At 66.0% G+C, this 22,237-nt stretch carries 21 protein-coding genes and 1 pseudogene; 15 read left to right on the top strand and 7 right to left on the bottom strand.

The features are described from left to right. Positions 1-91 precede the first annotated feature (91 nt). Both SPYCA_RS04230 and SPYCA_RS04225 read left to right on the top strand, forming a co-directional pair. The gene (locus SPYCA_RS04230; RefSeq protein WP_120219068.1) at positions 92-379 is read left to right on the top strand and encodes a chorismate mutase; all 288 of its coding nucleotides are present in this window, start codon (positions 92-94) and stop codon (positions 377-379) included. Then, on the top strand, positions 376-1,071 hold the full coding sequence (locus tag SPYCA_RS04225) for a glutathione S-transferase N-terminal domain-containing protein (protein WP_120219067.1): 696 nt from the start codon (positions 376-378) through the stop codon (positions 1,069-1,071). The genes SPYCA_RS04230 and SPYCA_RS04225 overlap by 4 nt, the downstream gene beginning before the upstream one ends. A 179-nt stretch (positions 1,072-1,250) precedes the next feature. On the opposite strand, the gene SPYCA_RS04220 is transcribed toward SPYCA_RS04225, so the two are convergent. Next, positions 1,251-2,075, bottom strand: coding sequence for an alpha/beta hydrolase (locus tag SPYCA_RS04220; RefSeq protein ID WP_232003635.1), 825 nt, complete (start codon positions 2,073-2,075; stop codon positions 1,251-1,253). 357 nt (positions 2,076-2,432) lie between these two features. Here SPYCA_RS04220 and SPYCA_RS04215 point away from each other — a divergent pair, with 357 nt between their 5' ends. Together SPYCA_RS04215 and SPYCA_RS04210 are read left to right on the top strand one after the other, a co-directional pair. Continuing rightward, positions 2,433-3,722, top strand: coding sequence for an adenylosuccinate synthase (locus tag SPYCA_RS04215; protein WP_120219065.1), 1,290 nt, complete (start codon positions 2,433-2,435; stop codon positions 3,720-3,722). 7 nt (positions 3,723-3,729) lie between these two features. Beyond that, a complete protein-coding gene (locus tag SPYCA_RS04210; RefSeq protein ID WP_120219064.1) occupies positions 3,730-4,320 on the top strand; it encodes an NADPH-dependent FMN reductase in 591 nt (196 codons plus the stop codon). Between the two features lie 110 nt (positions 4,321-4,430). Here SPYCA_RS04210 and SPYCA_RS04205 read toward each other — a convergent pair whose 3' ends face one another. Next, positions 4,431-5,747: a spinster family MFS transporter gene (locus SPYCA_RS04205; RefSeq protein WP_120222143.1), complete on the bottom strand. Its 1,317-nt coding sequence runs from the start codon at positions 5,745-5,747 to the stop codon at positions 4,431-4,433. Between the two features lie 114 nt (positions 5,748-5,861). Between SPYCA_RS04205 and SPYCA_RS04200 the strand changes: the two genes are divergently transcribed. The 10 genes from SPYCA_RS04200 to SPYCA_RS04160 all read left to right on the top strand — a co-directional run bounded on the left by SPYCA_RS04200 (position 5,862) and on the right by SPYCA_RS04160 (position 13,243). Then, the gene (locus SPYCA_RS04200) at positions 5,862-7,433 is read left to right on the top strand and encodes an amidase (RefSeq protein WP_120219063.1); all 1,572 of its coding nucleotides are present in this window, start codon (positions 5,862-5,864) and stop codon (positions 7,431-7,433) included. A 166-nt stretch (positions 7,434-7,599) separates the two neighbouring features. Then, on the top strand, positions 7,600-8,013 hold the full coding sequence (locus SPYCA_RS04195) for a hypothetical protein (protein ID WP_232003515.1): 414 nt from the start codon (positions 7,600-7,602) through the stop codon (positions 8,011-8,013). Positions 8,014-8,098: 85 nt separating this feature from the next. After that, positions 8,099-8,743 (top strand): YceI family protein, encoded by a 645-nt coding sequence (locus tag SPYCA_RS04190; RefSeq protein ID WP_120219062.1) that lies wholly within the window; start codon positions 8,099-8,101, stop codon positions 8,741-8,743. 88 nt (positions 8,744-8,831) lie between these two features. Further along, complete coding sequence (locus SPYCA_RS04185; RefSeq protein WP_120219061.1) at positions 8,832-9,185, top strand: hypothetical protein; 354 nt, start codon at positions 8,832-8,834, stop codon at positions 9,183-9,185. A gap of 127 nt (positions 9,186-9,312) precedes the next feature. Further along, a complete protein-coding gene (locus SPYCA_RS04180) occupies positions 9,313-9,801 on the top strand; it encodes a rhodanese-like domain-containing protein (RefSeq protein ID WP_120219060.1) in 489 nt (162 codons plus the stop codon). Positions 9,802-10,112: 311 nt separating this feature from the next. Then, a complete protein-coding gene (gene leuA / locus SPYCA_RS04175) occupies positions 10,113-11,822 on the top strand; it encodes a 2-isopropylmalate synthase (RefSeq protein WP_120219059.1) in 1,710 nt (569 codons plus the stop codon). Between the two features lie 541 nt (positions 11,823-12,363). Continuing rightward, the gene (locus SPYCA_RS04170; RefSeq protein WP_120219058.1) at positions 12,364-12,570 is read left to right on the top strand and encodes a cold-shock protein; all 207 of its coding nucleotides are present in this window, start codon (positions 12,364-12,366) and stop codon (positions 12,568-12,570) included. A gap of 2 nt (positions 12,571-12,572) precedes the next feature. Beyond that, complete coding sequence (infA, locus tag SPYCA_RS04165; protein ID WP_120219057.1) at positions 12,573-12,830, top strand: translation initiation factor IF-1; 258 nt, start codon at positions 12,573-12,575, stop codon at positions 12,828-12,830. A gap of 38 nt (positions 12,831-12,868) precedes the next feature. After that, the gene (locus SPYCA_RS19195; RefSeq protein WP_172594972.1) at positions 12,869-13,021 is read left to right on the top strand and encodes a hypothetical protein; all 153 of its coding nucleotides are present in this window, start codon (positions 12,869-12,871) and stop codon (positions 13,019-13,021) included. Between the two features lie 27 nt (positions 13,022-13,048). Then, entirely contained in the window at positions 13,049-13,243 is a 195-nt protein-coding gene (locus SPYCA_RS04160; protein WP_120219056.1) for a hypothetical protein, read from the top strand. 31 nt (positions 13,244-13,274) lie between these two features. Here SPYCA_RS04160 and SPYCA_RS04155 read toward each other — a convergent pair whose 3' ends face one another. The 4 genes and pseudogenes from SPYCA_RS04155 to SPYCA_RS04140 all read right to left on the bottom strand — a co-directional run bounded on the left by SPYCA_RS04155 (position 13,275) and on the right by SPYCA_RS04140 (position 16,775). Continuing rightward, the gene (locus SPYCA_RS04155) at positions 13,275-13,574 is read right to left on the bottom strand and encodes a hypothetical protein (RefSeq protein WP_120219055.1); all 300 of its coding nucleotides are present in this window, start codon (positions 13,572-13,574) and stop codon (positions 13,275-13,277) included. A gap of 276 nt (positions 13,575-13,850) precedes the next feature. Then, on the bottom strand, positions 13,851-15,170 hold the full coding sequence (locus tag SPYCA_RS04150) for an RNA polymerase sigma factor (protein WP_197715367.1): 1,320 nt from the start codon (positions 15,168-15,170) through the stop codon (positions 13,851-13,853). 68 nt (positions 15,171-15,238) lie between these two features. Next, positions 15,239-15,598 (bottom strand): annotated as a pseudogene (locus SPYCA_RS04145) (YciI family protein); the annotation flags it as partial. Positions 15,599-15,761: 163 nt separating this feature from the next. Then, positions 15,762-16,775 carry a GlxA family transcriptional regulator gene (locus SPYCA_RS04140; RefSeq protein WP_120219053.1) on the bottom strand — a complete coding sequence of 338 codons (1,014 nt, stop codon included), beginning with the start codon at positions 16,773-16,775 and terminating at the stop codon, positions 15,762-15,764. A gap of 127 nt (positions 16,776-16,902) precedes the next feature. Here SPYCA_RS04140 and SPYCA_RS04135 point away from each other — a divergent pair, with 127 nt between their 5' ends. Further along, the gene (locus SPYCA_RS04135; protein WP_120219052.1) at positions 16,903-17,730 is read left to right on the top strand and encodes an alpha/beta fold hydrolase; all 828 of its coding nucleotides are present in this window, start codon (positions 16,903-16,905) and stop codon (positions 17,728-17,730) included. 150 nt (positions 17,731-17,880) lie between these two features. On the opposite strand, the gene rpoC is transcribed toward SPYCA_RS04135, so the two are convergent. After that, positions 17,881-22,158, bottom strand: coding sequence for a DNA-directed RNA polymerase subunit beta' (gene rpoC, locus SPYCA_RS04130; protein ID WP_120219051.1), 4,278 nt, complete (start codon positions 22,156-22,158; stop codon positions 17,881-17,883). Between the last annotated feature and the right edge of the window lie 79 nt (positions 22,159-22,237).

Raw genomic sequence — 22,237 nt, 5'->3', positions numbered from 1 at the left:
GGCGGCGCGACCGCAATTTTGCAACGACTTTCGGCTTGCCACCGCCCCCTCGCCGGTGCCAAGCGTGCCCCGCAACAGAGGAGCCCCGCGCATGGACGACCAGCTGAGCCGTTACCGCCAGAGCATCGACAATATCGACGCGGCGCTCGTCTATATGCTCGCCGAGCGCTTCAAGGTGACCAAGGCGGTCGGCGAGCTGAAGGCGCGCGAAGGCCTGCCCCCCGCCGACCCCGGCCGCGAGGAGCGGCAGATCGAACGGCTGCGCGCGCTCGCGCGCGACGCCGACCTCGACCCCGAGTTCAGCGAGAAGTTCCTGCGCTTCATCATCGACGAAGTGATCCGCCACCACCGGCAGGCGAAACGCGAGCAGGGCGCATGAGCATGAACCATCCCGTCTTCACACGCTGGCCCGCCCAATATCCCGACCGGCTCCAGCTTTTCTCCGCGCCGACGCCCAACGGGGTGAAGGTGGGGATCATGCTGGAGGAAAGCGGCCTTGCCTATGAGCCGCACCGCATCGACATCATGGCGAATGAAAGCCATGACCCCGCCTTCCTCGCGCTCAACCCCAATGGCAAGATTCCGGCGATCTATGACCCGCAGGGACCGGGTGGCAAGCCGCTCGCGCTGTTCGAATCGGGCGCGATCCTGATCTATCTCGCCGACAAGAGCGGGCAATTTCTCTCGCCCGATCCGGCGACGCGCTACGAAACGATTCAGTGGGTGATGTGGCAGATGGGCGGCGTCGGCCCGATGTTCGGCCAGCTCGGCTTTTTCCATAAGTTCGCGGGGCGGGACTATGCGGACAAGCGGCCGCGCGATCGCTACGCCGCCGAATCGGCGCGGCTGCTCGGCGTGCTCGACGACCGGCTCGCGGCGCGGCCCTGGGTGATGGGCGACGATTACAGCATCGCCGATATTTCGCTGCTCGGCTGGGTGCGCAATCTGATCGGCTTTTACGGCGCCGCCGACATCGTCGGGTTTGAGCGTTTCGCGCACGTCCAGCGCTGGCTGGACGCCGGACTGGCGCGGCCGGGCGTGCGGCGCGGGCTGGAGGTTACGGCGGGTTGAGGGCGGGGGTTGAACCAAGAGCCTCGATCTCCATCACCGTCACCCTGAACTTGTTTCAGGGTCCATGGCCCGGCGTTTCCTTCGATGCGGCGCTGGATCAGAGATCAGGCCATGGATGCTGAAACAAGTTCAGCATGACGAGTTTTGACGGCGCGTCTCCATAATCGCCCTTGCCGCCCCTATCGCGCGAACACCCGCCTCAACCAGTCATCGACGAACCCCGTCGGCGCATAGGCCGGATCGCCGAGGCTGCGATTGATCTCCGCATGGCCTTTCAGCCCCTCGCCGGGAAAGCTGCCATGCTCGACGCGGCTGCCGCCCCGTTCGAGCGCGGCGCCGAGCGCCTTTGCCTGCCGCACCCCGTCGGCGCGCTGAACATAGAGCAGCAGGAACTCGCGCGCATTGGGCGCAGCGGCCTGCTGCGTCGGTGACAAGGCTTTCTGCCGCACAGGGTCGGCGCCGAACGCCTGGGCATAGGTTTTCTGCATGATCGGCGGCCCATCCTGCATCTGCGCCGCGACGTCATAGGCAGCGCCGTCGATCGGGATCACTCCGGCAATGTCGGCGAAGGACAGCCCCGCGCCGCGCAGATAGCGCGGATCGGTGCCGACGAGCGCGACCAGATGCGCGCCCGCGCTGTGCCCCATCAGCACGATGCGCCGCCGGTCGATGCCAAGGCTTCCCGCGCGGTCGATCAGCGCCCTGACCGCGCCCGCGACATCGGCGGCCTGCTGCTCGACCGTCGCGGCGGGCACGAGGCGATAGTTGATCGAGGCAAAGGCATAGCCCTGCCCCGGATAATGCACGGCCTTGAAACGCCCCGTCGCATTGTCCTTGTCGCCGCGTTTCCACCCGCCGCCATGGACAAAGACGATCAGCGGCGCCGGTCCCTCCGCGCCTTTCGCGCGCCAAACATCAAGGGTTTGCAGCGCGTTGTTTCCGTAGGAAATCGTTTCGCCGCCCGGCGCCTTCGGCCCCTCGTCGGCGCCCATCCGCTCGGCCATCCGGTCGCGCAGCCGCTCGCGCAGGGTCTCGCGCGCGTCGGCAAAGGGGGCGGGCGCCAGCACGCTGGCCGCCGCGAAGGCCGCCACGATCACAACACCCGCACCAATCCGTCTTTTCATCGCCGCTTCTCCTCTGCCATGCCCCTGCGAAGGCAGGGCGCCATCTCGCGTCGCCGCCATATGGAGCCGAGCGGAGACGGGTTCGCGCCTTCATGGGGATATGAGAAATCGAACCATGTCCGCGCGAATGCGTGACGCCCAATTGTCGCAAAATCATCCCGCTCCGCGCTTGCCTCTCCGGCCAAATCCGCTAAGGCCGCGCCGGGCCGAAAGGGCCGCATCCAGCAGGACAGCATCATGGCAAATGTTACCGTCATCGGGTCGCAATGGGGCGACGAGGGCAAGGGCAAGATCGTCGACTGGCTCGCGAGCCGCGCCGACGCCGTGGTCCGGTTCCAGGGCGGTCACAACGCCGGCCATACGCTCGTCGTCGGCGATCAGGTGTACAAGCTGTCGCTGCTGCCCTCCGGCATCGTCACCGGCACGCTGTCGATCATCGGCAATGGCGTCGTGCTCGATCCCTGGGCGCTCAGGGACGAGATCGCCAAGCTGCGCGGCCAGGGGGTCGAGATCAACGCCGACAATTTCGCGATCGCCGACAATTGCGCGCTGATCCTGCCCTTTCACCGCGACCTTGACGCCTTGCGCGAAACCGCGGCGGGCGCGGGCAAGATCGGCACCACCGGGCGCGGTATCGGCCCCGCCTATGAGGACAAGGTCGGGCGCCGCGCGATCCGCGTCTGCGACCTTGCGCATCTCGACCATCTCGAACCCCAGATCGACCGCCTCACCGCGCACCACGACGCGTTGCGCGCCGGTTTCGGCCAGCCCCCGATCGACCGCGAACAATTGCTCGCCGACCTGCGCGAAATCGCCGACTATGTGCTCGAATATGCGCAGCCGGTGTGGAAGCGGCTGAAAAAGGTCCGCAAGGCCGGTGCGCGCATCCTGTTCGAGGGCGCGCAGGGCGTGCTGCTCGACATCGACCATGGCACCTATCCCTTTGTCACCAGCTCGAACACGGTGAGCGGCACCGCGGCGTCGGGATCGGGCCTCGGCCCCGGCGCGGTCGGCTTCGTGCTCGGCATCGCCAAGGCCTATACCACGCGCGTCGGCAGCGGCCCCTTCCCCACCGAGCTGGAGGACGAGGTCGGCCAGCGTTTGGGCGAGCGCGGGCACGAGTTCGGCACCGTCACCGGGCGCAAGCGCCGCTGCGGCTGGTTCGACGCGGTGCTGGTGCGGCAGAGCTGCGCGGTGTCGGGCGTCACCGGCATCGCGCTGACCAAGCTCGACGTGCTCGACGGCTTCGACAAGGTCCGCATCTGCACCGGATACCGGCTGCGCGGCAAGATCCTCGACTATTTCCCCGCGCACGCCGCCGATCAGGCGGCGGTCGAGCCGATCTATGAGGAAATGGACGGGTGGAGCGAATCGACCGCGGGCGCGCGCAGCTATGCCGACCTGCCCGCGCAGGCGATCAAATATATCCAGCGCGTGCAGGAACTCATTGAAACGCCGATCGCGCTGGTGTCGACCAGCCCCGAGCGCGAGGACACGATCCTGATCCGCGATCCGTTCAGCGACTGAGCGGCACATGGCCCGCTCGATCCTCGTCCTTTATGGCAGCTACCGCCGCGACCGGCAGGGCATCAAGCTGGCGAACTGGCTGGTCGATGCGATCGGCGCGCGCGGCGACCGTGCCGAACTGATCGACGCCAGGGCGATCGGCCTCCCCATGCTCGACCGCATGTACAAGGAATATCCGAAGGGCGAGGCGCCGCCCGCGATGGCGGCACTGGCGGAGAAGATTGTCGCCGCCGACGGCTTCGTCTTCGTCACCGGCGAATATAATTGGGGGCCGCAGCCGGGACTGAAGAATCTGACCGACCATTTCCTCGAGGAATGGTTCTGGCGCCCCGCGGCGATCGCCTGTTATTCGGCCGGTCCCTTTGCGGGCGTGCGCGCGATGATGGGATGGCGCGACATATTGGGCGAAATGGGGATGGCGGTGATCTCGTCGATCCTGACGGTCGGGCGGATCGGCCATGCCTTCGACGGCGAGGGAAAACCCGCGGGCGAGGACGGCGCGCGGCTGGAAAAGGCGTTCCCGCGCTTCGCCGACGACCTCAATTGGTGGATCGACGCGGCGAAGACGCAGCGTGCCAGGCAAGCGCCGCCCTATTAGGCTTCGCCATCGCGAGGAGCCGAAGGCGACGCGGCGATCTCCAGCTGTCGGCTTTGCGCAAGTCCGATGGCTGGAGATTGCTTCGCTCCGCTCGCAATGACGATAAACGCCTACCCCGACTTCAGCTCGGCCTTCAGCCGCAGGCTGGCGCGCCAGAAGAAAAAGGCAGGGATCAGCCCGAGCCACGCCGCGCCATAGAGGACATAGCGCACGCTTTCCTGCCCATAGGCGGGCGCGAGCAGGTCGGACAACACCCCGAAGAGGAAGGGGCCGAAGCCCAGCCCGATCAGATTCTGGCCGAAAAGCATGATCGACGCCGCGACCGCGCGCGCCTGCGGGCGCACCAGCCCCTGCACACAGCCATAGGCGGGACCGTAATAGGCCGAATTGAGGATCGTCGGCACGATGAGCAGCGCGACCGCGATCAGCCAGTTTTCCATATAATAGCCAAGGAACAGGATCGGCGCGGCCACCGCCATGCCATAGGCGGGGAAAGTCAGGATATGCTTCCTGTCGCGCTTGCCGAACATATCGGCCATCTTGCCGCCGAGCCAGGTGCCGAACACCCCGGCGAGGCCGAGCACGACCGCCATCGACAACCCCGCCTCGGTCGTCGAGAGGCCGTGGCTGCGGATGAAATAGCTGATCGTCCACAGCGCCTTGCCATAGCCGAGGAAGGCGGTGACCGAGGCGGCGATCAGAATGTAGACGAAAGCGCGCGAGGCGAAGATTTCCTTCATCGCCTCGCGGGTCGAAAGCTGCGTCATCGCCGCGGCAGTCGCCGCAGCCTCGGCAGTGCGGCGGTGCCGAGGTTCGCGCATCACCAGCAGCACGATCAGCGCGAGGAGCAGGCCCGGCGCGCCGACGAGCATCAGCGCGATGCGCCAGCCGTAGAGGTCGTTGACGATGCCGCCGATGATGAGCCCGAGCAGCGAACCGATCGGCACGCCCATGCCGTAAAAGGCGATGGCTGACGAGCGCTTCTCCGCCGGCACGCTGTCGGTGATGAGCGAGTGCGCGGCGGGGGTGCAGCCCGCCTCGCCGACGCCGACGCCGATGCGCGCAAAGAGCAGCTGCACAAAGTTCTGCGCTAGACCGCACACCGCGGTCATCGCCGACCAGATGGCGAGCGCGGCGGCGATCAGCCGGACGCGGTTGGTCCCGTCCTTGTCGGCATAGCGCGCGATCGGAATGCCGAGCAGCGCATAGAAAACCGCAAAGGCGGGGCCCGCGAGCAGCCCCAGCTCGGTGTCGGAGAGGCCGAGGTCGGCCTTGATCGGTTCGGCGAGGATATTGACGATCTGCCGGTCGAGGAAATTGAAGATATAGACGATCAGCAGGATCCACAGCATCGTCCGCGTGCTCGCGGCGGCACTGTCGGCGGCGGGCGACCCAGCCCCCACGGCAAGCGCAGCTTTTTCGTTCATCATTCTCTCCCGAAGGCAAAAAAGGTGCAGGGGGCGCCTGCCCCTGTCAATGCCGCTGCGACGCGATGAAAATTGCCGCTTGCAATTGCCGCTACGGCTGCCAGCCTTCCTCCCATGCAAAAAAATTTCCTGGCCGCGCTCGCCTTGCTGTTCCCGTTCGCCGCCGCGGCGATGCCGCCGCCGCTTCCCGACATGGAGGGCAAGGATGCGGCGACGTTGCAGGCCGAGATGGAGGCAGGGCGGATCAGCAGCGACATTATCACCGCCGCCTACCTCGACCGCATTCGCCGGATCGACGACAATGGCCCGGTCTTGAACGCGGTGATCGCGACCTTTCCCGATGCGACGGTTCAGGCGTACCGACGCGACCGGGAGCGCGAGGCGGGGTCGGCGCGCGGCCCGCTCCACGGGATTCCGGTGCTGCTGAAGGACAATATCGAGGCCGCCGGGCCGCTGCCGACGACCGCCGGGTCGCTGGCGCTGAAGGATAATGTAACCGACCGCGACGCGCCGATCGTTGCGCGGCTGCGCGCCGCCGGCGCGGTGATTCTCGGCAAGGCGAACCTCAGCGAATGGGCCAATATCCGGTCGAACGATTCGACGAGCGGTTGGAGCGCGGTTGGCGGGCTGACACGCAACCCCCATGCGCTCGACCGCAACAGCTGCGGCTCCTCGTCGGGTAGCGGCGCGGCGGTCGCGGCAAGCCTTGCGCCGCTCGCGATCGGCACCGAAACCGACGGCTCGATCACCTGTCCCGCCGGGGTGAACGGGGTCGTCGGATTCAAGCCCACGCTCGGGCTGGTCAGCCGCACCCATATCGTGCCGATCAGCCACAGCCAGGACACCCCGGGTCCGATGGCGCTGACCGTGCGCGACGCCGCGGTGCTGCTCGGCGTGATCGCGGGCAGCGACCCCGCCGATCCGGCGACCGCCGAAGCCGATGCGCGCAAGGTCGATTATGCGGCCGCGCTGTCGGCGGACGCGCTTCGAGGCAAGCGCATCGGCGTCCTGCGCGACCGCATCGGCGACCGCGCCGACATCGCCGCCCTTTTCGACGCGGCCCTGCGCGTGATGGCGACCGCAGGCGCAACGATCGTCGAGATCGCCGACAGCCGCACGGGGCTGGAATCGCTGGGCGAGGCCGAGTTCGAGGTGCTGATGACCGAGCTCAAGGCCGACATGGCCGCCTATCTCGCCAGCCTGCCCGGCACCGGCGGGCCACGGACCCTCGCCGACCTCATCGCCTTCAACAAGGCGCATCCCCAGGAATTGCGCTGGTTCGACCAGTCGCTGTTCGAGTTGGCCGAAAGCAAGGGCGACCTGGACAGCGAAGCCTATCGGGAGGCAAAGGCCAGGGCCGCGCGGCTCGCCGGCGCCGACGGCATCGACCGGCTGATGAAGGCGCATCGCGTCGACCTGCTCGTCGGCGTGACCAACGGCCCCGCGTGGACGAGCGACCTCGTCAACGGCGATCACTACAGCGGCCCCAGCGCGAGTCAGCTTCCCGCCGTCGCCGGCTATCCGCATCTGACCGTCCCGATGGGCACGATCGAGGGGCTGCCGGTCGGACTGTCGCTGATCGGTCCCCAATGGAGCGACGCCGACGTGCTGGCCGCGGGCCATGCCTATGAGCAGGCGAGCAGGATGAGGGTGGCGCCGACCTACCGGGCCGGCATCGAACCCTGACGATCCGAGGAAATCAGGGCCGCCCGCCGGGCTCCAGCGCCGTCGCCCGTGCGCCCCGCTCGTCCCATTGTATCGCAAAACCAGCCGGTTGCGCCGCCGGTTCGGCTCAGGTTCATCTTCGCCGCCCATGATGTGCGCGGGGCAGCGGGGCCAGGGGAATGCGATAATGATGACCAGAACCGCCGCCCTCCTCCTTTCCCTGCTTGCGCTGGCCGCGGCGCCCGCGCTGGCGCAGGACGGCGAGAGGCTCGCGCAATCGGGCGAGCCGCCGCAGCGCACCTCGGTGCTCTACACCTTCGGCGACGACCCCTGCCCCGAACCGCAGGGCGACGAGATCATCGTTTGCGCGCAGCGTCCCGAAGCCGACCGTTACCGCGTGCCAAGGGAACTGCGCGAGGAGCTCAAGGACGACGCACCGGCGGGTGGCGGCAGCTGGGCGTCGGCGGTCGAGGGTTATGACAATATCGCCCGCCAGACCCGCCCCGACAGCTGCTCGCCCGTCGGCAGCTATGGCTTCACCGGCTGCGCCGCGCTGGCGCTCCGCCAATGGTTCGAGGCGCGCCGCACATCGACACGCTGATGGAAATGCAGCGTTTCACCAGCCCTTGTTGACGGCGGGCGGCGCGTTCGCCTAGCTATGCCCTCCCCCACAGCAGGAGGTTTTCATGCGCCGTATCGCCCCCTTCGCCGCTCTCGCCCTTGCCGTTGTCGCCGTGCCCGTCGTCGTCGCACAGAATGCACCGGCCCTTCCCGGCACTCCCGACAAGGCGCGCGTCGCCGCCGGCACCTACGTCGCCGATCCCGGCCACACGATGGTCGTCTGGGAAGTCGATCATTTCGGCTTCAGCCGATACACGGGCCTGTTCGGCGACGTGACCGGGACGCTGGTGATCGACCCGGCCAACCCCGCCGCCGCCAAGGTCGATGTGATGATCCCCGTCGCCAAGGTGACGACCGCGAGCAGTGGGCTCACCGATCACCTGCTGCGCGCGGGCAAGGATGGCGGCAAGCCTGACTTTTTCGGCGCGTCCCCCGCCGACGCCCGGTTTGTTTCAACCAGCGTTGTCGTCGACGCCGACGGCGATGAGGCCAGGGTTACGGGCAATCTGACGCTGAACGGCGTGACCAGACCCGTCACGCTCGACGTCGATTTCCACGGTGCCGGCACCAATCCGTACAACAAGAAGGCGACCGTCGGATTCAAGGCCGAAGGCACGATTCGCCGCAGCGATTTCGGCATTACCTATGGCATCCCGATGGTCAGCGACGAGGTCGAACTCGAAATCCACGCGGCTTTCGAGAAACAGTAACGCGCGCACCTCAATCTGTCACACGTGCCGCCTATGAAGGGATGGGGCCCACGCGGCCCCGCCCCTTTTCGCACAAGGAGCGCGCGTGATGAGCGAACTGATACGCGAGATCGTCGAGGTCACCGCCTGGATCGCGGGTGACGAGGAAAATCCGCAGCTGACCGTCGAGGCCGAAGGGCTTGCCCCCACCGCGGGCTGGAGCAACGTCCGGCTGGACCCCCATGTCTATATCACCCCGCCCGAGGACGGCGTGCAGGATTTCGACCTTGTCGGCGACCGCCCCACGGACGCCGCCGAGGCGCTCACCGAGGTCGAGGCTGCATGGGAAGGCCCGCTCGCCGACTGGTGCATCGGCGTGCGCGTTCACGCCGTCGACAATATGATCGAGGATGAGCTGTTCGAGCCCTGGGACGAAGACGAGGACGCCAGCGAAGCCGCCTGACCTCCCGCAATGCTCCCCTGCACTGCGCCGGGCCGCTCGCCTCCCGCGCGGCCCGGCGGCATTTTTCCGGTTCATCGCAGGGCCAGCATGCGCGGCGTAGCGTCCCGCCACTCAAGGGAGGATCATCATGCGCCCGCTGCTTCTCGCCCTCGCCCTCACCATCGCCACGCCCGCCTTCGCGCAGGCGAACCCCCAGATCGACTATCCCGCGTTCGAGGCGCTCGCCGCCCGCGTCGCGCCGCAGCGCGCAGCGCGCCTGCTCGCCTTCGACGCCTTCAAGGCCGAGGCGGCGCGGCCCGGCGCGCTGCTGCTCGACGCGCGCTCGAAGGATGCCTTTGCGCGCGGCCATATCAAGGGCGCCGTCAACCTGCCGCTCACCGATTTCACCGCCGACAGCCTCGCCGCGGTGATCGGCCCCGACACGAACCGTCCGATCCTTATCTATTGCAACAATAATTTCTCGAACGATCAAAGCCCGGTGCCGGTCAAAGCCGCCGCGCTCGCGCTCAACATCCAGACCTTCATCAACCTCGTCGGCTATGGTTATCCCAATGTCCGCGAGCTGGCCGACGTGGTGGATTTCAATGACCCGAAGGTCGAGTGGGTGACGGGGTAAGATCCTTCTGCTCGTCACCCCGGACTTGATCCGGGGTCCCGCTTGATGTCGAAAGCAGCGCGAGCCTCAAGAAGCGGGATCCCGGGTCAAGCCCGGGATGACGAAAGGGTGGCCACCCACGCAATTTTCGCACTCCCCCCTTGCCAAGCACGACATTTTGCATCACTAGGGCGCCGATGCGCACCGCCGCTCTTCTTCTTCTGCGACTTACACGCCCTTGGGCGTGACACTGGCTGCGCAGCTGTCGCGGCCACCCGCTCAAGGGTCCGATCGACACTGACGCAACCACCCGAAGAAGAAGTTTTCATCCCATGACCATGCTCCCTGACCCCTCGGTCAAATATAGCGCCTTTCCGCAGGTTCCGCTCGCCCACCGCGAATGGCCCGCGCGCACGATCACCCGCGCCCCCATCTGGCTGTCGACCGACCTGCGCGACGGCAACCAGTCGTTGATCGACCCGATGGATGCCGAGAAAAAAACGCGCTTCTTCGACCTGCTGGTGAAGGCCGGGTTCAAGGAGATCGAGGTCGGCTTTCCCGCCAGCGGCGCGACCGATTTCGACTATATCCAGGGCCTCGTCCGCTCGGGCCGCATCCCCGACGATGTCACGCCGCAGGTGCTGACGCAAAGCCGCGCCGACCTCATCCGCACCAGCTTCGACAGCCTCGCGGGCGCCCGCGCCGCGATCGTCCACGTCTATAATGCGCTCGCACCGGCGTGGCGCAAGATCGTCTTCGGCATGGACAAGGCCGACATCAAGGCGATCGCCATCGACGGCGCGAAGCAGCTGCGCGACAATGCCGCGCGCCTCCCCGGCACCGACTGGCGTTTCCAGTACAGCCCCGAATGCTTCTCGACCACCGAGCTCGATTTCAGCATCGAGGTGTGCGAAGCGGTGATGGGCATCCTCGCCCCCACCCCCGACAACCCGATAATCCTCAACCTCCCCGCGACGGTCGAGGCGGCGACGCCCAACATCTACGCCGACCAGATCGAGTATTTCGCCAAGAACCTGCCGAACCGCGACCGCGCGATCATCTCGCTGCACACCCACAACGACCGCGGCACCGGCGTCGCGGCGGCCGAACTCGGCCTGCTTGCGGGCGCCGACCGCGTCGAGGGCTGCCTGTTCGGCAATGGCGAGCGCACCGGCAACACCTGCCTCGTCACCATCGCGCTCAACATGTACACGCAGGGGGTCGACCCCGGCCTCGACTTCTCGAATATCGACGAGGTCATCGCGACGGTCGAATATTGCAACCAGCTCCCCGTCCACCCGCGCCACCCCTATGGCGGCGCGCTCGTCTACACCGCCTTTTCGGGCAGCCATCAGGACGCGATCAAAAAGGGCTTCGCCGCGCGCGAGCGCCAGAATGACGAACGCTGGGAAGTCCCTTATCTCCCCATCGACCCCGCCGACCTGGGGCGCAGCTATGAAGCGGTGATCCGCGTCAACAGCCAGTCGGGCAAGGGCGGCGTCGCCTGGGTGCTCGAACAGGACAAGGGGCTGAAACTGCCCAAGAAAATGCAGGCGAGCTTCAGCCACATCGTACAGGCATTGGCAGACGAAACGAGCCGCGAACTCGGCGCCGAGGACATCTGGCACGCCTTCGAGCGCGCCTATCTGACCACCGACGCCAAACGCTTCCAGCTCGTCGACTGGTCCGAAAGCCATTCCTCCCCGGAACGGGGAGGGGGGCCACGAAGTGGTGGAGGGGCACCCACGGCCAGTCGCATCTTTGCTGGAGTCCTCCGCATCGACGGCCAGGAACGCAGCGTCAGCGGCCGCGGCAACGGCCTGATGTCGAGCGTCATCGCCGCGCTCGCCGAATCGGGCGGCCCGGTCATGGACATCGTCGATTACAGCGAGCACGCGATCGGCCAGGGCAGCAATGTTCAGGCGGCCGCTTACGTCGAATGCCGCACCGCCGACGGGAAGAGCCTGTTCGGCTGCGGCCTCGACACCGACGTCGCGACGGCCAGCGTCCGCGCGATCCTCAGCGCCGCCAACGGCGCCTGACCAATCCTCCCTGTGGCGAAGCCATGGGGAGGTGGCAGCCGCAAAGCGGCTGACGGAGGGGCCGAGCGCGCAGCGCTCGTCTGCGCTTGCGGCCACCTTTCCCTCGCGGCCACCCCGGCCTCGCTCGATGCCAGTGCCACCCGTACCCCGGCGAAAGCCGGGGCCCAGGGCGGGCAAAAGCCGCGCGTTGCGCACCGCGCCCCTGGACCCCGGCTTTCACCGGGGCACGGATATTTGCCCGAAAGATAAAGTCCCAAATAATCCGCCTTTATCGCGGCCTCCCGCCAAAATAATTCCCGGCCCCCGCATCAACTTCATCATCGCACACCCAGCAAAATCGCCGCGCCGATCCCGCATCCATCCGCCGCAATTTTGGACGCCACCTTGACTTTTCGGGAAAAATCCTCCATATCGGCCTCGCTAACGTCGCCTGCGACGGAATTTGACGGCCTTTCGGGGCAGACTTTTCCCTTCACATGCTGCCAGCTCCGCCGGTGCTTTTGCCGGAGGATTTCCCGTTTTCGTGAAAGGAAACACTCTCATGCCGATCGGCACCGTAAAATTCTTCAACAATGACAAGGGCTATGGCTTCATCGAAAATGAAGACGGCTCGGGCGACAGCTTCGTCCACATCACCGCGGTCCAGGCCGCGGGCATGGACACGCTCAATAAGGAGCAGCGCGTCTCCTACGAGCTCGAAACCGGCCGCAACGGCAAGGTTTCGGCGATCAACCTCCAGTCGGCCTGATCTTGGCCAAGGAGGAGCTGATGACCTTCGACGGGCAGGTCGACGAAGTCCTGCCCGACGGGCGCTTCGGCGTCCTGCTCGAAAATGGTCATCGGGTCGTCGTCTATACGGCCGGCCGGATGCGGCGTTTCCGCATCCGGACGGTCGTTGGCGACGCGGTCCGCGTCGAAATGACGCCCTATGACCTCAGCAAGGGGCGCCTCGTCTACCGCGAACGCGGCGGCGGGCCGGCCACTCCCGGACAGCGCCGTTCGCGCTGACCGGGCATATTCACATAACGCAGAAATCAAAGATAAAGATGATGACTCTATTCCAGACCAATCCCTCGATCATCCCCGCGCTGCCTGCGCTGTCGCTGGCCGGAAAGGCCATGACGGCGAATGCGCCGCGCCGCCGCCCGACGCTGTCGCGGCGCGAACTCCGGCGCCTGATCGCCGATATGGTCGACTGACCCGCCACCTTACAGGAGCAAAGCCCCGTGTCGGCCACCACCGAATTTTATCTTGCCCAAGCCGAAAAATGCACCGCTGAGGCCGATGCCTCGGCGCTGACCCAGGTTCGCGAGCGCAACCTGCGCGCCGCGGCGGCGTGGCAGGCGATGGCCGACAAGCTGCTCCACACCGAAAAACTGCGCGCCGAGAAGGTTCGGATCGCCGCTCAAACGGCCGAATGATCGCGCGGCAAGGCCGCCGCGACCTGGCCCATCAATCGACGACCCAATAACGCGCCGCGCCATCAGGCTCGCCGCCGCAGCGGCAGAGCGTCCTGCCGTCCAGCGACAATTCGGCCCAACGCCCGATCGGCTCATGCTCGACCATCGCCAGCGCGGTAGCCAGATCGGGGGCCTCGAACGCAACCTGCTTTTCGATGCCGAACCAGCGATCCTCATATCGCAGGACAAAGGCGTTTACCGACCGCTCGGCGGGCGGATCGTCGCGTTCGAAGCGCCGCCGCGAAGGCAGGCATTCGCAGCCGCCAGCGGCCGCGTCGAGGGGAATGGTCATTTCCGATCACCTTCGTGGGGGAGGAAGCGAAGGGGCAACCGGCACGATCTGGTCCACCGTGAAAGCAGCCGGGCGAAGCGATAAACTCCTGAACTGAAAGGCGGCGTTCGCGGCACCGCGAAAAGCCACCACGACCATGGCGCAGAAACAAAGCATTCTAGGTATTGTTTCGACCGGCGGCCTTCTATCGTCGACGAGCGACGGGGCGACAGGCGAAATGTTACGACACAATTACCGATAGTTAGCGCATCGGTCAGTGCTGTCCTGTCTCGCGCCTCAGCCGCATTCCGCGGCGCGGGCGAGCAGCCATTCGCGTTCGCGTTCATTGGTCGACAGCGCCGCCGCCGCCTCGAATGCGCCGCGCGCTTCGGCCTTTCGCCCGGCCCGCAGCAGGAAATCGCCGCGCGCCGCGGGCAGCGGGGCATAGTTGCGCAGCGCCGCTTCGTCGGCGATCGCGTCGACCAGCTTCAGTCCCGCTTCGGGACCGAACGCCATGCTGTGCGCGACCGCACGGTTGAGCTCGACCACCGGCGATGGCGTCACCTGCCCCAGCCGGTCGTAAAGTGCGGCGATGCGCCGCCAGTCGGTGTCCTCGGCGCGTAGCGCCCTTGCGTGACACGCCGCAAGCGCCGCCTGCAACGCATAGGGTCCGTCGGCGCCGCCCAGCGCCTCGACCCGCGCCAGCGCATTGAGGCCGCGGCGGATCAGGAGCTGGTCCCAGCGGGCGCGGTTCTGCTCGGTCAGCGGCACGAACCTGCCGTCCGGCGCGGCGCGCGCCGCCAGCCGCGACGCCTGAATCTCCATCAGCGCCAGCAGCCCCAGCACCTCCGGTTCGCCCGGCATCAGCGCCGCCAGGATACGTCCCAGCCGCTGCGCCTCGGCGCACAGCGGGGGCCGCACCAGCGACGGCCCGCTGGTCGCAGCATAGCCTTCGTTGAAGATCAGATAGACGACCTCCAGCACCGAGGGCAGCCGCGCCGCCAGCTCGGCGCCGCGCGGCACCTCGAACGCCACGCCCGCCCTGGCGATCGCCTTCTTGGCGCGGGTGATCCGCGCCGCAATCGCGGCCTCGTTCGACAGGAAGGCGCGCGCAATCTCCTCGACCGTCAGCCCGCCGACCAGCCGCAGCGTCAGCGCGGCGCGCGCTTCGCGCGAAATCACCGGATGACAGGCGGCGAAGATGAGGCCGAGCAACTCGTCGCCCAGCGGATCGTCCAGCGCCGCTTCCATGGCCTCCGCACTCATGCCCTGCTCCTCGTCGAGTTCGCGGGCGATCTCGGCATGCTTGCGTCCCTGCATCGCGGTATGCCGGATGCCGTCGATCGCGCGCCGCTTCGCCGCGGCCATCAGCCAGGCGCCGGGATTGGCCGGAACGCCGCTTTTCGGCCATTCGGTCAGCGCGACGAGCAGCGCATCCTGCGCCAGCTCCTCGGCGCGGTCGACGTCGCGGGTCAGGCGGGCAAGACGGGCGATCAGCCTGGCCCGTTCGATCCGGAAAACCGCCTCGATTGCCCGGTGGGTATCGTCCACTGCCATGCCCGCCTTGTCCGGGAAACTCGCCGACGAGGCAAGCCTGGCAGCGGACACAGGCGTCATTCGCCGGCGAGCCTTTCGCGCAGGCGCTGTTCCTGCTCGGCGATCTCGGGGGTCACCGCGTCACCGAAATCCTCCATTTCATAGAAGGGGCGGATCTCGAGGTCGCTCGGCCCCATCATCGGATTGGGGCAGCGCTTGGCCCAGGCGACCGCCTCGTCCATGTCCTTGACCTCCCAGATCCAGTAACCGGCAACCAGTTCGCGCGCTTCGGCGAAAGGACCGTCGATCACCGTGCGGCTCGGGCCGTCGAAGTGGATCCGCTTGCCGTGCGACGACGGCTTCAACCCGTCGCCCGACACCATCACCCCGGCGTTGACCAGTTCTTCGTTGAACTTGCCCATCGCCTCGAACATCGCGGTCATTTCTTCGGTCGGCGGCAGGCCCTTTTCGCTGTCCTCGGTCGCCTTTACGAACACCATCACACGCATTGGTCATCTCCTTGTTAGCGGGGCCAACAGCGGCCTCCTATGCTGACGACGAACGAGCCCAACCGGAATCGACACATGGGCGAAAAAAATTGTCGGCGCTTCACTGGCCGTTATCGCGAACCTTCGCCGCCTCGGCGATTACCTGCCGGATAGTCGCCGCCGATCATGCCGCTTCGGTCAGCGATCCCGGCGTCGAAAAGCGCTGGCGATAGCCGTGCGGCGACAGGCCGATCAGGCGGTGGAACAGCTTGCGGAACGCCGCCGCATCCTCATAGCCGACGCTCCAGGCGATCTGATCGACCGGGCGCCGCGTGAACTCCAGCAGCTCGCGCGCCTTGCCGACGCGCAGATGCTGGACATATTCGACCGGCGTCATCCCCGTCGCCGCCTTGAAGCGCCGCTGAAAGGTCCGCTCTTCCATCCCGGCCTCACGCGCCATTTCGGCGACCGTGACCGGACCCGCGCGGCGCGCCTGCAACCAGTGCTGGACCTTCAGGATCGGCTCGTCGCCATGCGTCAGCCTCGGTGCAAAGCTCGCATAATTTTTCTGTTCGCGCCCCGCGGGGTCCAGCAGCAGGAAGCGCGCAGTCTCGATCATCACCGTCGGACCGAGCAGGCGCTCGACGATACGCAGGCCGAGGTCGGTCCACGCCATCATGCCGCCCGCGGTGACGATGTCGCCATCGTCGATCACCATCCGGTCGGCCTCCATGCGGACGTCGGGAAAGCGGCGCCGGAACTCCTCGGCAAAATACCAGTGGGTCGTCGCGGGCCGCCCCGCGAGCAGCCCCGTTGCCGCAAGAAAGAAGGCGCCGCCGCAGTTCGACGCCAGCACCGCACCCTGCGCGTGCCGGTCGAGCAGCCAGCGCGCATAGGGTTCGGCCTCGCCGGGCTCGATCAGCTTGTGGAGGCTGCCTGGCACGACGAGCACGGTCGGCGAATTGCCCGCCGCTTCGTCCGGATGGCTGTCGCGGCAACGCGCAAAGCCCCCGCCCTCCTGCAACCGCCAGTGGCTGACGCGCACCGGACGCCGACCATTGTCCACCGCAAAGCGGCCCGCGACGTCGAACAGGTCGGTGATGCCGTGGACCATCCCCATCTGACAGTCGGGATAGATCATCAATCCGACTTCGATCAGCGGCACAATGGCCGCGTCGGGCAGCGTCGGCGTGGGCATATCGGCTCCTTTGTCGGAATCGGCCCGCATAATGTCGTGTCCGCCAATCCCGCGCAAGGACGGTCCGCCCTATCTCCCGTGCATCGAGACGGACATCCCGCCCCTCCAGACTGAAAGGAACCACGACATGACCCGCATCACCACCAAGGACGGCACCAACATCTTCTTCAAGGATTGGGGGCCGAAGGATGGACAGCCGATCGTCTTTTCGCACGGCTGGCCGCTCAGCGCCGACGCCTGGGACGCCCAGATGGTCTTCTTTGCGGACCAGGGTTTCCGCACCATCGCCCACGATCGCCGCAGCCATGGCCGTTCGGACCAGGTTTGGGATAACAATAATATGGACCAATATGGCGACGACCTCGCCGAGCTGATCGAACAGCTGGACCTGAAAGACGTCATCCTCGTCGGCCACTCGACCGGCGGCGGCGAAGTCACCCGCTATATCGGTCGTCACGGCACGGTGCGGGTTGCCAAGGTCGCGCTGATCGGCGCGGTCCCCCCGTTGATGCTCAGGACCGAAGCCAATCCGGGCGGGCTGCCGCTCGACGTCTTCGACGGCATCCGCAAGGGGACGTTCGACAACCGGCCGCAGTTCTTCAAGGATCTGACCATCCCCTTCTACGGCTACAACCGCGACGGCGCGGCGATCAGCGAAGCGGTGCGCGACGATTTTGTGCGGCAGGGCATGATGGGCGGGCTCAAGGGCCAGCTCGACAGCATCCGCGCCTTTTCGGAAAGCGACTTCAACGACGATCTGAAGAAGTTCGACGTTCCGACGCTCGTCCTCCACGGCGACGACGACCAGATCGTGCCCATCGATGCCTCGGCCCGCGCCACGGTGAAGATCGTCAAGCAGGCGGTGCTCAAAATCTATGAAGGCGCCGACCATGGCCTGACCGTCACCCACCAGGACCGGTTCAACGCCGACCTTCTGGATTTCATCAACAGCTGATCCGCAAGAGAGGGGTCCAGCCGGCCTGCGCTCCTCCTCGATCGCGGAGACGTGCTCCGGTCGCCCGCGAAGCGTCGCCAGGGGTGCCGAAAAAAAGCCCCGCCGGATCGCTCCGGCGGGGCTTTTCTGTGGCCGATGGCCGCGAGGGGCTTATTCCTCGCCGTCGGGGCGTTCTTCGACCATCACATCGTCGGTCGTGAAGTCCTCGCCCTGCACCTTGCCCAGCGGATCGTCGCCGATCGCCGCTTCGGGACCCTGTGCCAGCTCGGCTTCATGCTCCTCGGCCGCGGTCCGCGGCGCGATCAGATGCTCCTGGTTCGCGGCGCGCATCGCGGCGCGCAGCGCGGCATCCTTCGACGAGGCGGTGACGCGGACGCGGTTCATCGCCGCGCCGGTGCCCGCCGGGATGAGGCGGCCGACGATGACATTTTCCTTGAGGCCCTGGAGCGAGTCGATCTTGCCCTGCACCGACGCTTCGGTGAGAACGCGGGTCGTTTCCTGGAAGGACGCCGCCGAGACGAAGCTGCGCGTTTGCAGCGACGCCTTGGTGATGCCGAGGAGCACCGGACGGCCCTCGGCGGGCTTGGCATTCTTCGGCAGCTTGGCGTTATATTCCATCATCTCCAGATAATCGAGCTGTTCGCCCGGCAGCAGCGTGGTGTCGCCGCCGTCGGTGATCTCGACCTTCTGCAGCATCTGGCGAACGATCACCTCGATGTGCTTGTCGTTGATCTTCACGCCCTGGAGTCGATAAACTTCCTGGATTTCCGCGACCAGATATTCGGCCAGCGCCTCGACGCCCATGACGTCGAGAATATCGTGCGGGTTCGGCGAACCGCTGATCAGCGCGTCGCCGCGCTTGACCATGTCGCCTTCCTGCACTTCCAGAACCTTCGACTTGGGGATCAGATATTCGATCGGATCGCCTTCCTCCGGCACGATCGCGATCTTGCGCTTCGCCTTGTAATCCTTGACGAACTCGATCCGGCCGCTGATCTTCGCGATGACGCTGTTGTCTTTCGGAATGCGCGCTTCGAACAGCTCGGCAACGCGCGGCAGACCGCCGGTGATGTCGCGCGTCTTCGACGCTTCGCGGCTGACGCGCGCCAGCACGTCGCCCGCCTGCACTTCCTGACCGTCCTCGACCGAGATCATCGTGCCGACCGCGAGCAGATAGCGCGCCGCTTCGCCCGACGCGTCGTCGAGCAGCGTCAGGCGCGGCTGAAGATCCTCCTTCTTGCTGCGTCCCGCGGCGCGATATTCGATCACGACGCGCTGGGCGATGCCCGTCGCTTCGTCGACCTGTTCGGTCAGCGTCTTGCCGTCGATCAGATCCTGATATTTCACGACGCCCTGCTTTTCGGTGATGAGCGGCATGGTGAACGGATCCCATTCGGCGATCCGGTCGCCCTTCTTCACCTTTTCGCCGTCCTTGTGCATGATCTGCGCGCCATAGGGCAGCTTGTGCGACGCGCGCTCGCGCCCTTCGCTGTCGATGATCGCGATCTCGCCCGACCGCGACAGCGCCAGGCGGCGGCCACGCTGGTCGACGATCGTCGCCATGTCGCGATACTCGATCGTGCCGTCCGAAATCGCTTCGACGTTCGACTGTTCGTTGACCTGCGCTGCACCGCCGATGTGGAAGGTCCGCATCGTCAGCTGCGTGCCGGGCTCACCGATCGACTGCGCGGCGATGACGCCGACGGCTTCACCGATGTTGACCGGCGTGCCGCGGGCGAGGTCGCGGCCATAGCATTTGCCGCAAACGCCCATGGTCGCTTCGCAGACCAGCGGCGAACGGATCTTCACCGACTGGACTTCGGCATCCTCGATGCGCTGCGTCGTCGCTTCGTCGAGCAGCGTGCCGACCGGCGCGATGACATTGCCATCCTTGTCGACGACATCTTCGAGCGTCGTGCGACCGAGGATACGCTCGCCGAGCGAGGCGATCGTCGAGCCGCCCTGCACGATCGCGCGCATTTCCATGCCGCGGGTCGTGCCGCAATCCTCCTCGATCACGACGCAGTCCTGGCTGACGTCGACCAGGCGGCGGGTCAGATAACCCGAGTTCGCCGTCTTGAGCGCCGTATCGGCCAGACCCTTGCGCGCACCGTGGGTCGAGTTGAAATACTCGAGCACGGTCAGGCCTTCCTTGAAGTTCGAGATGATCGGCGTTTCGATAATCTCGCCCGACGGCTTGGCCATCAGGCCGCGCATACCCGCGAGCTGCTTCATCTGGGCCTGCGAACCACGCGCGCCCGAATGCGCCATCATATAGATGGAGTTGATCGGGGCGAGGCGGCCGTCCTCCAACTTCGGCGTTGCACGGATTTCGTCCATCATCGCGTTCGCGACCTTGTCGCCGCACTGCGACCAGGCGTCGATCGCCTTATTATATTTTTCCTGCTGCGTGATCAGACCGTCCTGATACTGCTGTTCAAAATCCTTCACGAGCGCGCGCGTCTCGTCGACCAGCTGCTCCTTCGACGCCGGGATGATCATATCGTCCTTGCCGAACGAGATGCCCGCCTTGAAGGCATGACGGAAGCCCAGCGCCATGATCGCGTCGGCGAACAGCACAGTCTCCTTCTGGCCGGTGTGGCGATAGACCTGGTCGATCACGTCGCCGATTTCCTTCTTGGTGAGAAGGCGGTTGACGACGTCGAAGGGCACGGTGTGCGATTTCGGCAGGCATTCGCCGATCAGCATACGGCCCGGCGTGGTTTCGAAGCGCTTGAGATACTCATTGCCATCTTCGTCGGTTTGCGGGACGCGGCTGATGATCTTCGAGTGCAGCGTGACCGCGCCGACGTGCAGCGCCTGATGCACTTCGGCCATGTCGGCGAGCAACATGCCCTCGCCCGGTTCGCCTTCGCGCTCAAGCGACAGATAATAGAGACCGAGCACCATGTCCTGCGACGGCACGATGATCGGCTTGCCGTTCGCGGGGCTGAGGATGTTGTTGGTCGACATCATCAGCACACGCGCTTCGAGCTGCGCTTCCAGCGAAAGCGGGACGTGGACCGCCATCTGGTCGCCGTCGAAGTCGGCGTTGAACGCGGCGCAGACCAGCGGGTGAAGCTGGATCGCCTTGCCCTCGATCAGCACGGGCTCGAACGCCTGGATGCCGAGGCGGTGGAGCGTCGGCGCGCGGTTGAGCAGCACCGGATGCTCGCGGATCACCTCGTCGAGGATGTCCCAGACTTCCTTGCGCTCCTTTTCGACCCACTTCTTCGCCTGTTTCAGGGTCATCGACAGACCCTTGGCGTCGAGGCGCGCGTAGATGAAGGGCTTGAACAGTTCGAGCGCCATCTTCTTGGGCAGGCCGCACTGGTGCAGCTTGAGTTCGGGACCGGTCACGATGACCGAACGGCCCGAATAGTCGACGCGCTTGCCGAGCAGATTCTGGCGGAAGCGGCCCTGCTTGCCCTTGAGCATGTCGGACAGCGACTTGAGGGGCCTCTTGTTGGCGCCCGTGATCGTGCGGCCGCGGCGGCCGTTGTCGAACAGCGCGTCGACGGCTTCCTGCAACATGCGCTTTTCGTTGCGGACGATGATGTCCGGCGCGCGCAGTTCCATCAGCCTTTTCAGACGGTTGTTGCGGTTGATGACGCGCCGATAGAGGTCGTTGAGGTCCGACGTCGCGAAGCGGCCGCCGTCGAGCGGCACCAGCGGGCGCAGTTCGGGCGGGATCACAGGGACGACTTCAAGGATCATCCACTCGGGACGGTTGCCCGATTCGATGAAGCTTTCGACGACCTTCAGCCGCTTGATGATCTTCTTGGGCTTGAGCTCCGACTTGGTGGTCGCCAGCTCTTCCATCAGGTCGACGCGCTCCTGCTCAAGGTCGAGATTTTCGAGCAGCGTGCGGATCGCCTCGGCGCCGATGCCGGCCGAGAAAGCGTCCTCGCCATATTCATCCTGCGCGTCGAGCAGTTCGTCTTCGGTGAGGAGCTGGAACTTCTCGAGCGGGGTCAGGCCGGGTTCGAGGACGATATAGGCCTCGAAATAGAGGACGCGCTCGAGCTGCTTCAGCTGCATGTCGAGCAGCAGGCCGATGCGCGACGGCAGCGACTTCAGGAACCAGATGTGCGCGACCGGCGCGGCGAGCTCGATATGGCCCATGCGCTCGCGGCGCACTTTCGTGACCGTGACTTCGACACCGCATTTTTCGCAGACGATGCCCTTGTATTTCATGCGCTTATACTTGCCGCACAGGCATTCATAATCCTTGATCGGGCCAAAGATGCGCGCGCAGAACAGTCCGTCACGCTCGGGCTTGAACGTGCGGTAGTTGATCGTCTCGGGCTTCTTGATCTCGCCGAACGACCAGGAGCGGATACGCTCGGGGCTCGCGATGCCGATCTTGATCATGTCGAAGGTCTCGGGCTTCGCGACCGGGTTCATGAAGTTGGTAAGCTGGTTCATAATCTGGTTCCTCGTTAGCCCTCTCCCCTTTGGGAGAGAGGGTTGGGAGAGGGGGCGGGGTCACGGGGACAGCGCAGTG

This window comes from Sphingopyxis sp. FD7 (assembly GCF_003609835.1).
Classification (GTDB): Bacteria; Pseudomonadota; Alphaproteobacteria; order Sphingomonadales; family Sphingomonadaceae; genus Sphingopyxis.
Note: the sequence above shows the minus strand (reverse complement) of the source record. Positions and strands in the feature narration are given on the sequence as shown.

Excerpts from the sequence above, each read along its gene's own strand:
- SPYCA_RS04205 (WP_120222143.1), bottom strand. The coding sequence starts at position 5,747 with ATGAACGAAAAAGCTGCGCTTGCCGTGGGGGCTGGGTCGCCCGCCGCC.
- SPYCA_RS04200 (WP_120219063.1), top strand. The coding sequence starts at position 5,862 with ATGCAAAAAAATTTCCTGGCCGCGCTCGCCTTGCTGTTCCCGTTCGCC.
- SPYCA_RS04185 (WP_120219061.1), top strand. The coding sequence starts at position 8,832 with ATGAGCGAACTGATACGCGAGATCGTCGAGGTCACCGCCTGGATCGCG.
- SPYCA_RS04220 (WP_232003635.1), bottom strand. The coding sequence starts at position 2,075 with ATGGCCGAGCGGATGGGCGCCGACGAGGGGCCGAAGGCGCCGGGCGGC.
- SPYCA_RS04150 (WP_197715367.1), bottom strand. The coding sequence starts at position 15,170 with ATGACGCCTGTGTCCGCTGCCAGGCTTGCCTCGTCGGCGAGTTTCCCG.
- SPYCA_RS04155 (WP_120219055.1), bottom strand. The coding sequence starts at position 13,574 with ATGACCATTCCCCTCGACGCGGCCGCTGGCGGCTGCGAATGCCTGCCT.
- SPYCA_RS04180 (WP_120219060.1), top strand. The coding sequence starts at position 9,313 with ATGCGCCCGCTGCTTCTCGCCCTCGCCCTCACCATCGCCACGCCCGCC.
- SPYCA_RS19195 (WP_172594972.1), top strand. The coding sequence starts at position 12,869 with ATGATGACTCTATTCCAGACCAATCCCTCGATCATCCCCGCGCTGCCT.
- leuA (WP_120219059.1), top strand. The coding sequence starts at position 10,113 with ATGACCATGCTCCCTGACCCCTCGGTCAAATATAGCGCCTTTCCGCAG.
- SPYCA_RS04140 (WP_120219053.1), bottom strand. The coding sequence starts at position 16,775 with ATGCCCACGCCGACGCTGCCCGACGCGGCCATTGTGCCGCTGATCGAA.
- SPYCA_RS04190 (WP_120219062.1), top strand. The coding sequence starts at position 8,099 with ATGCGCCGTATCGCCCCCTTCGCCGCTCTCGCCCTTGCCGTTGTCGCC.
- SPYCA_RS04230 (WP_120219068.1), top strand. The coding sequence starts at position 92 with ATGGACGACCAGCTGAGCCGTTACCGCCAGAGCATCGACAATATCGAC.
- SPYCA_RS04170 (WP_120219058.1), top strand. The coding sequence starts at position 12,364 with ATGCCGATCGGCACCGTAAAATTCTTCAACAATGACAAGGGCTATGGC.
- rpoC (WP_120219051.1), bottom strand. The coding sequence starts at position 22,158 with ATGAACCAGCTTACCAACTTCATGAACCCGGTCGCGAAGCCCGAGACC.
- SPYCA_RS04225 (WP_120219067.1), top strand. The coding sequence starts at position 376 with ATGAGCATGAACCATCCCGTCTTCACACGCTGGCCCGCCCAATATCCC.
- SPYCA_RS04215 (WP_120219065.1), top strand. The coding sequence starts at position 2,433 with ATGGCAAATGTTACCGTCATCGGGTCGCAATGGGGCGACGAGGGCAAG.
- SPYCA_RS04195 (WP_232003515.1), top strand. The coding sequence starts at position 7,600 with ATGATGACCAGAACCGCCGCCCTCCTCCTTTCCCTGCTTGCGCTGGCC.
- SPYCA_RS04210 (WP_120219064.1), top strand. The coding sequence starts at position 3,730 with ATGGCCCGCTCGATCCTCGTCCTTTATGGCAGCTACCGCCGCGACCGG.
- SPYCA_RS04135 (WP_120219052.1), top strand. The coding sequence starts at position 16,903 with ATGACCCGCATCACCACCAAGGACGGCACCAACATCTTCTTCAAGGAT.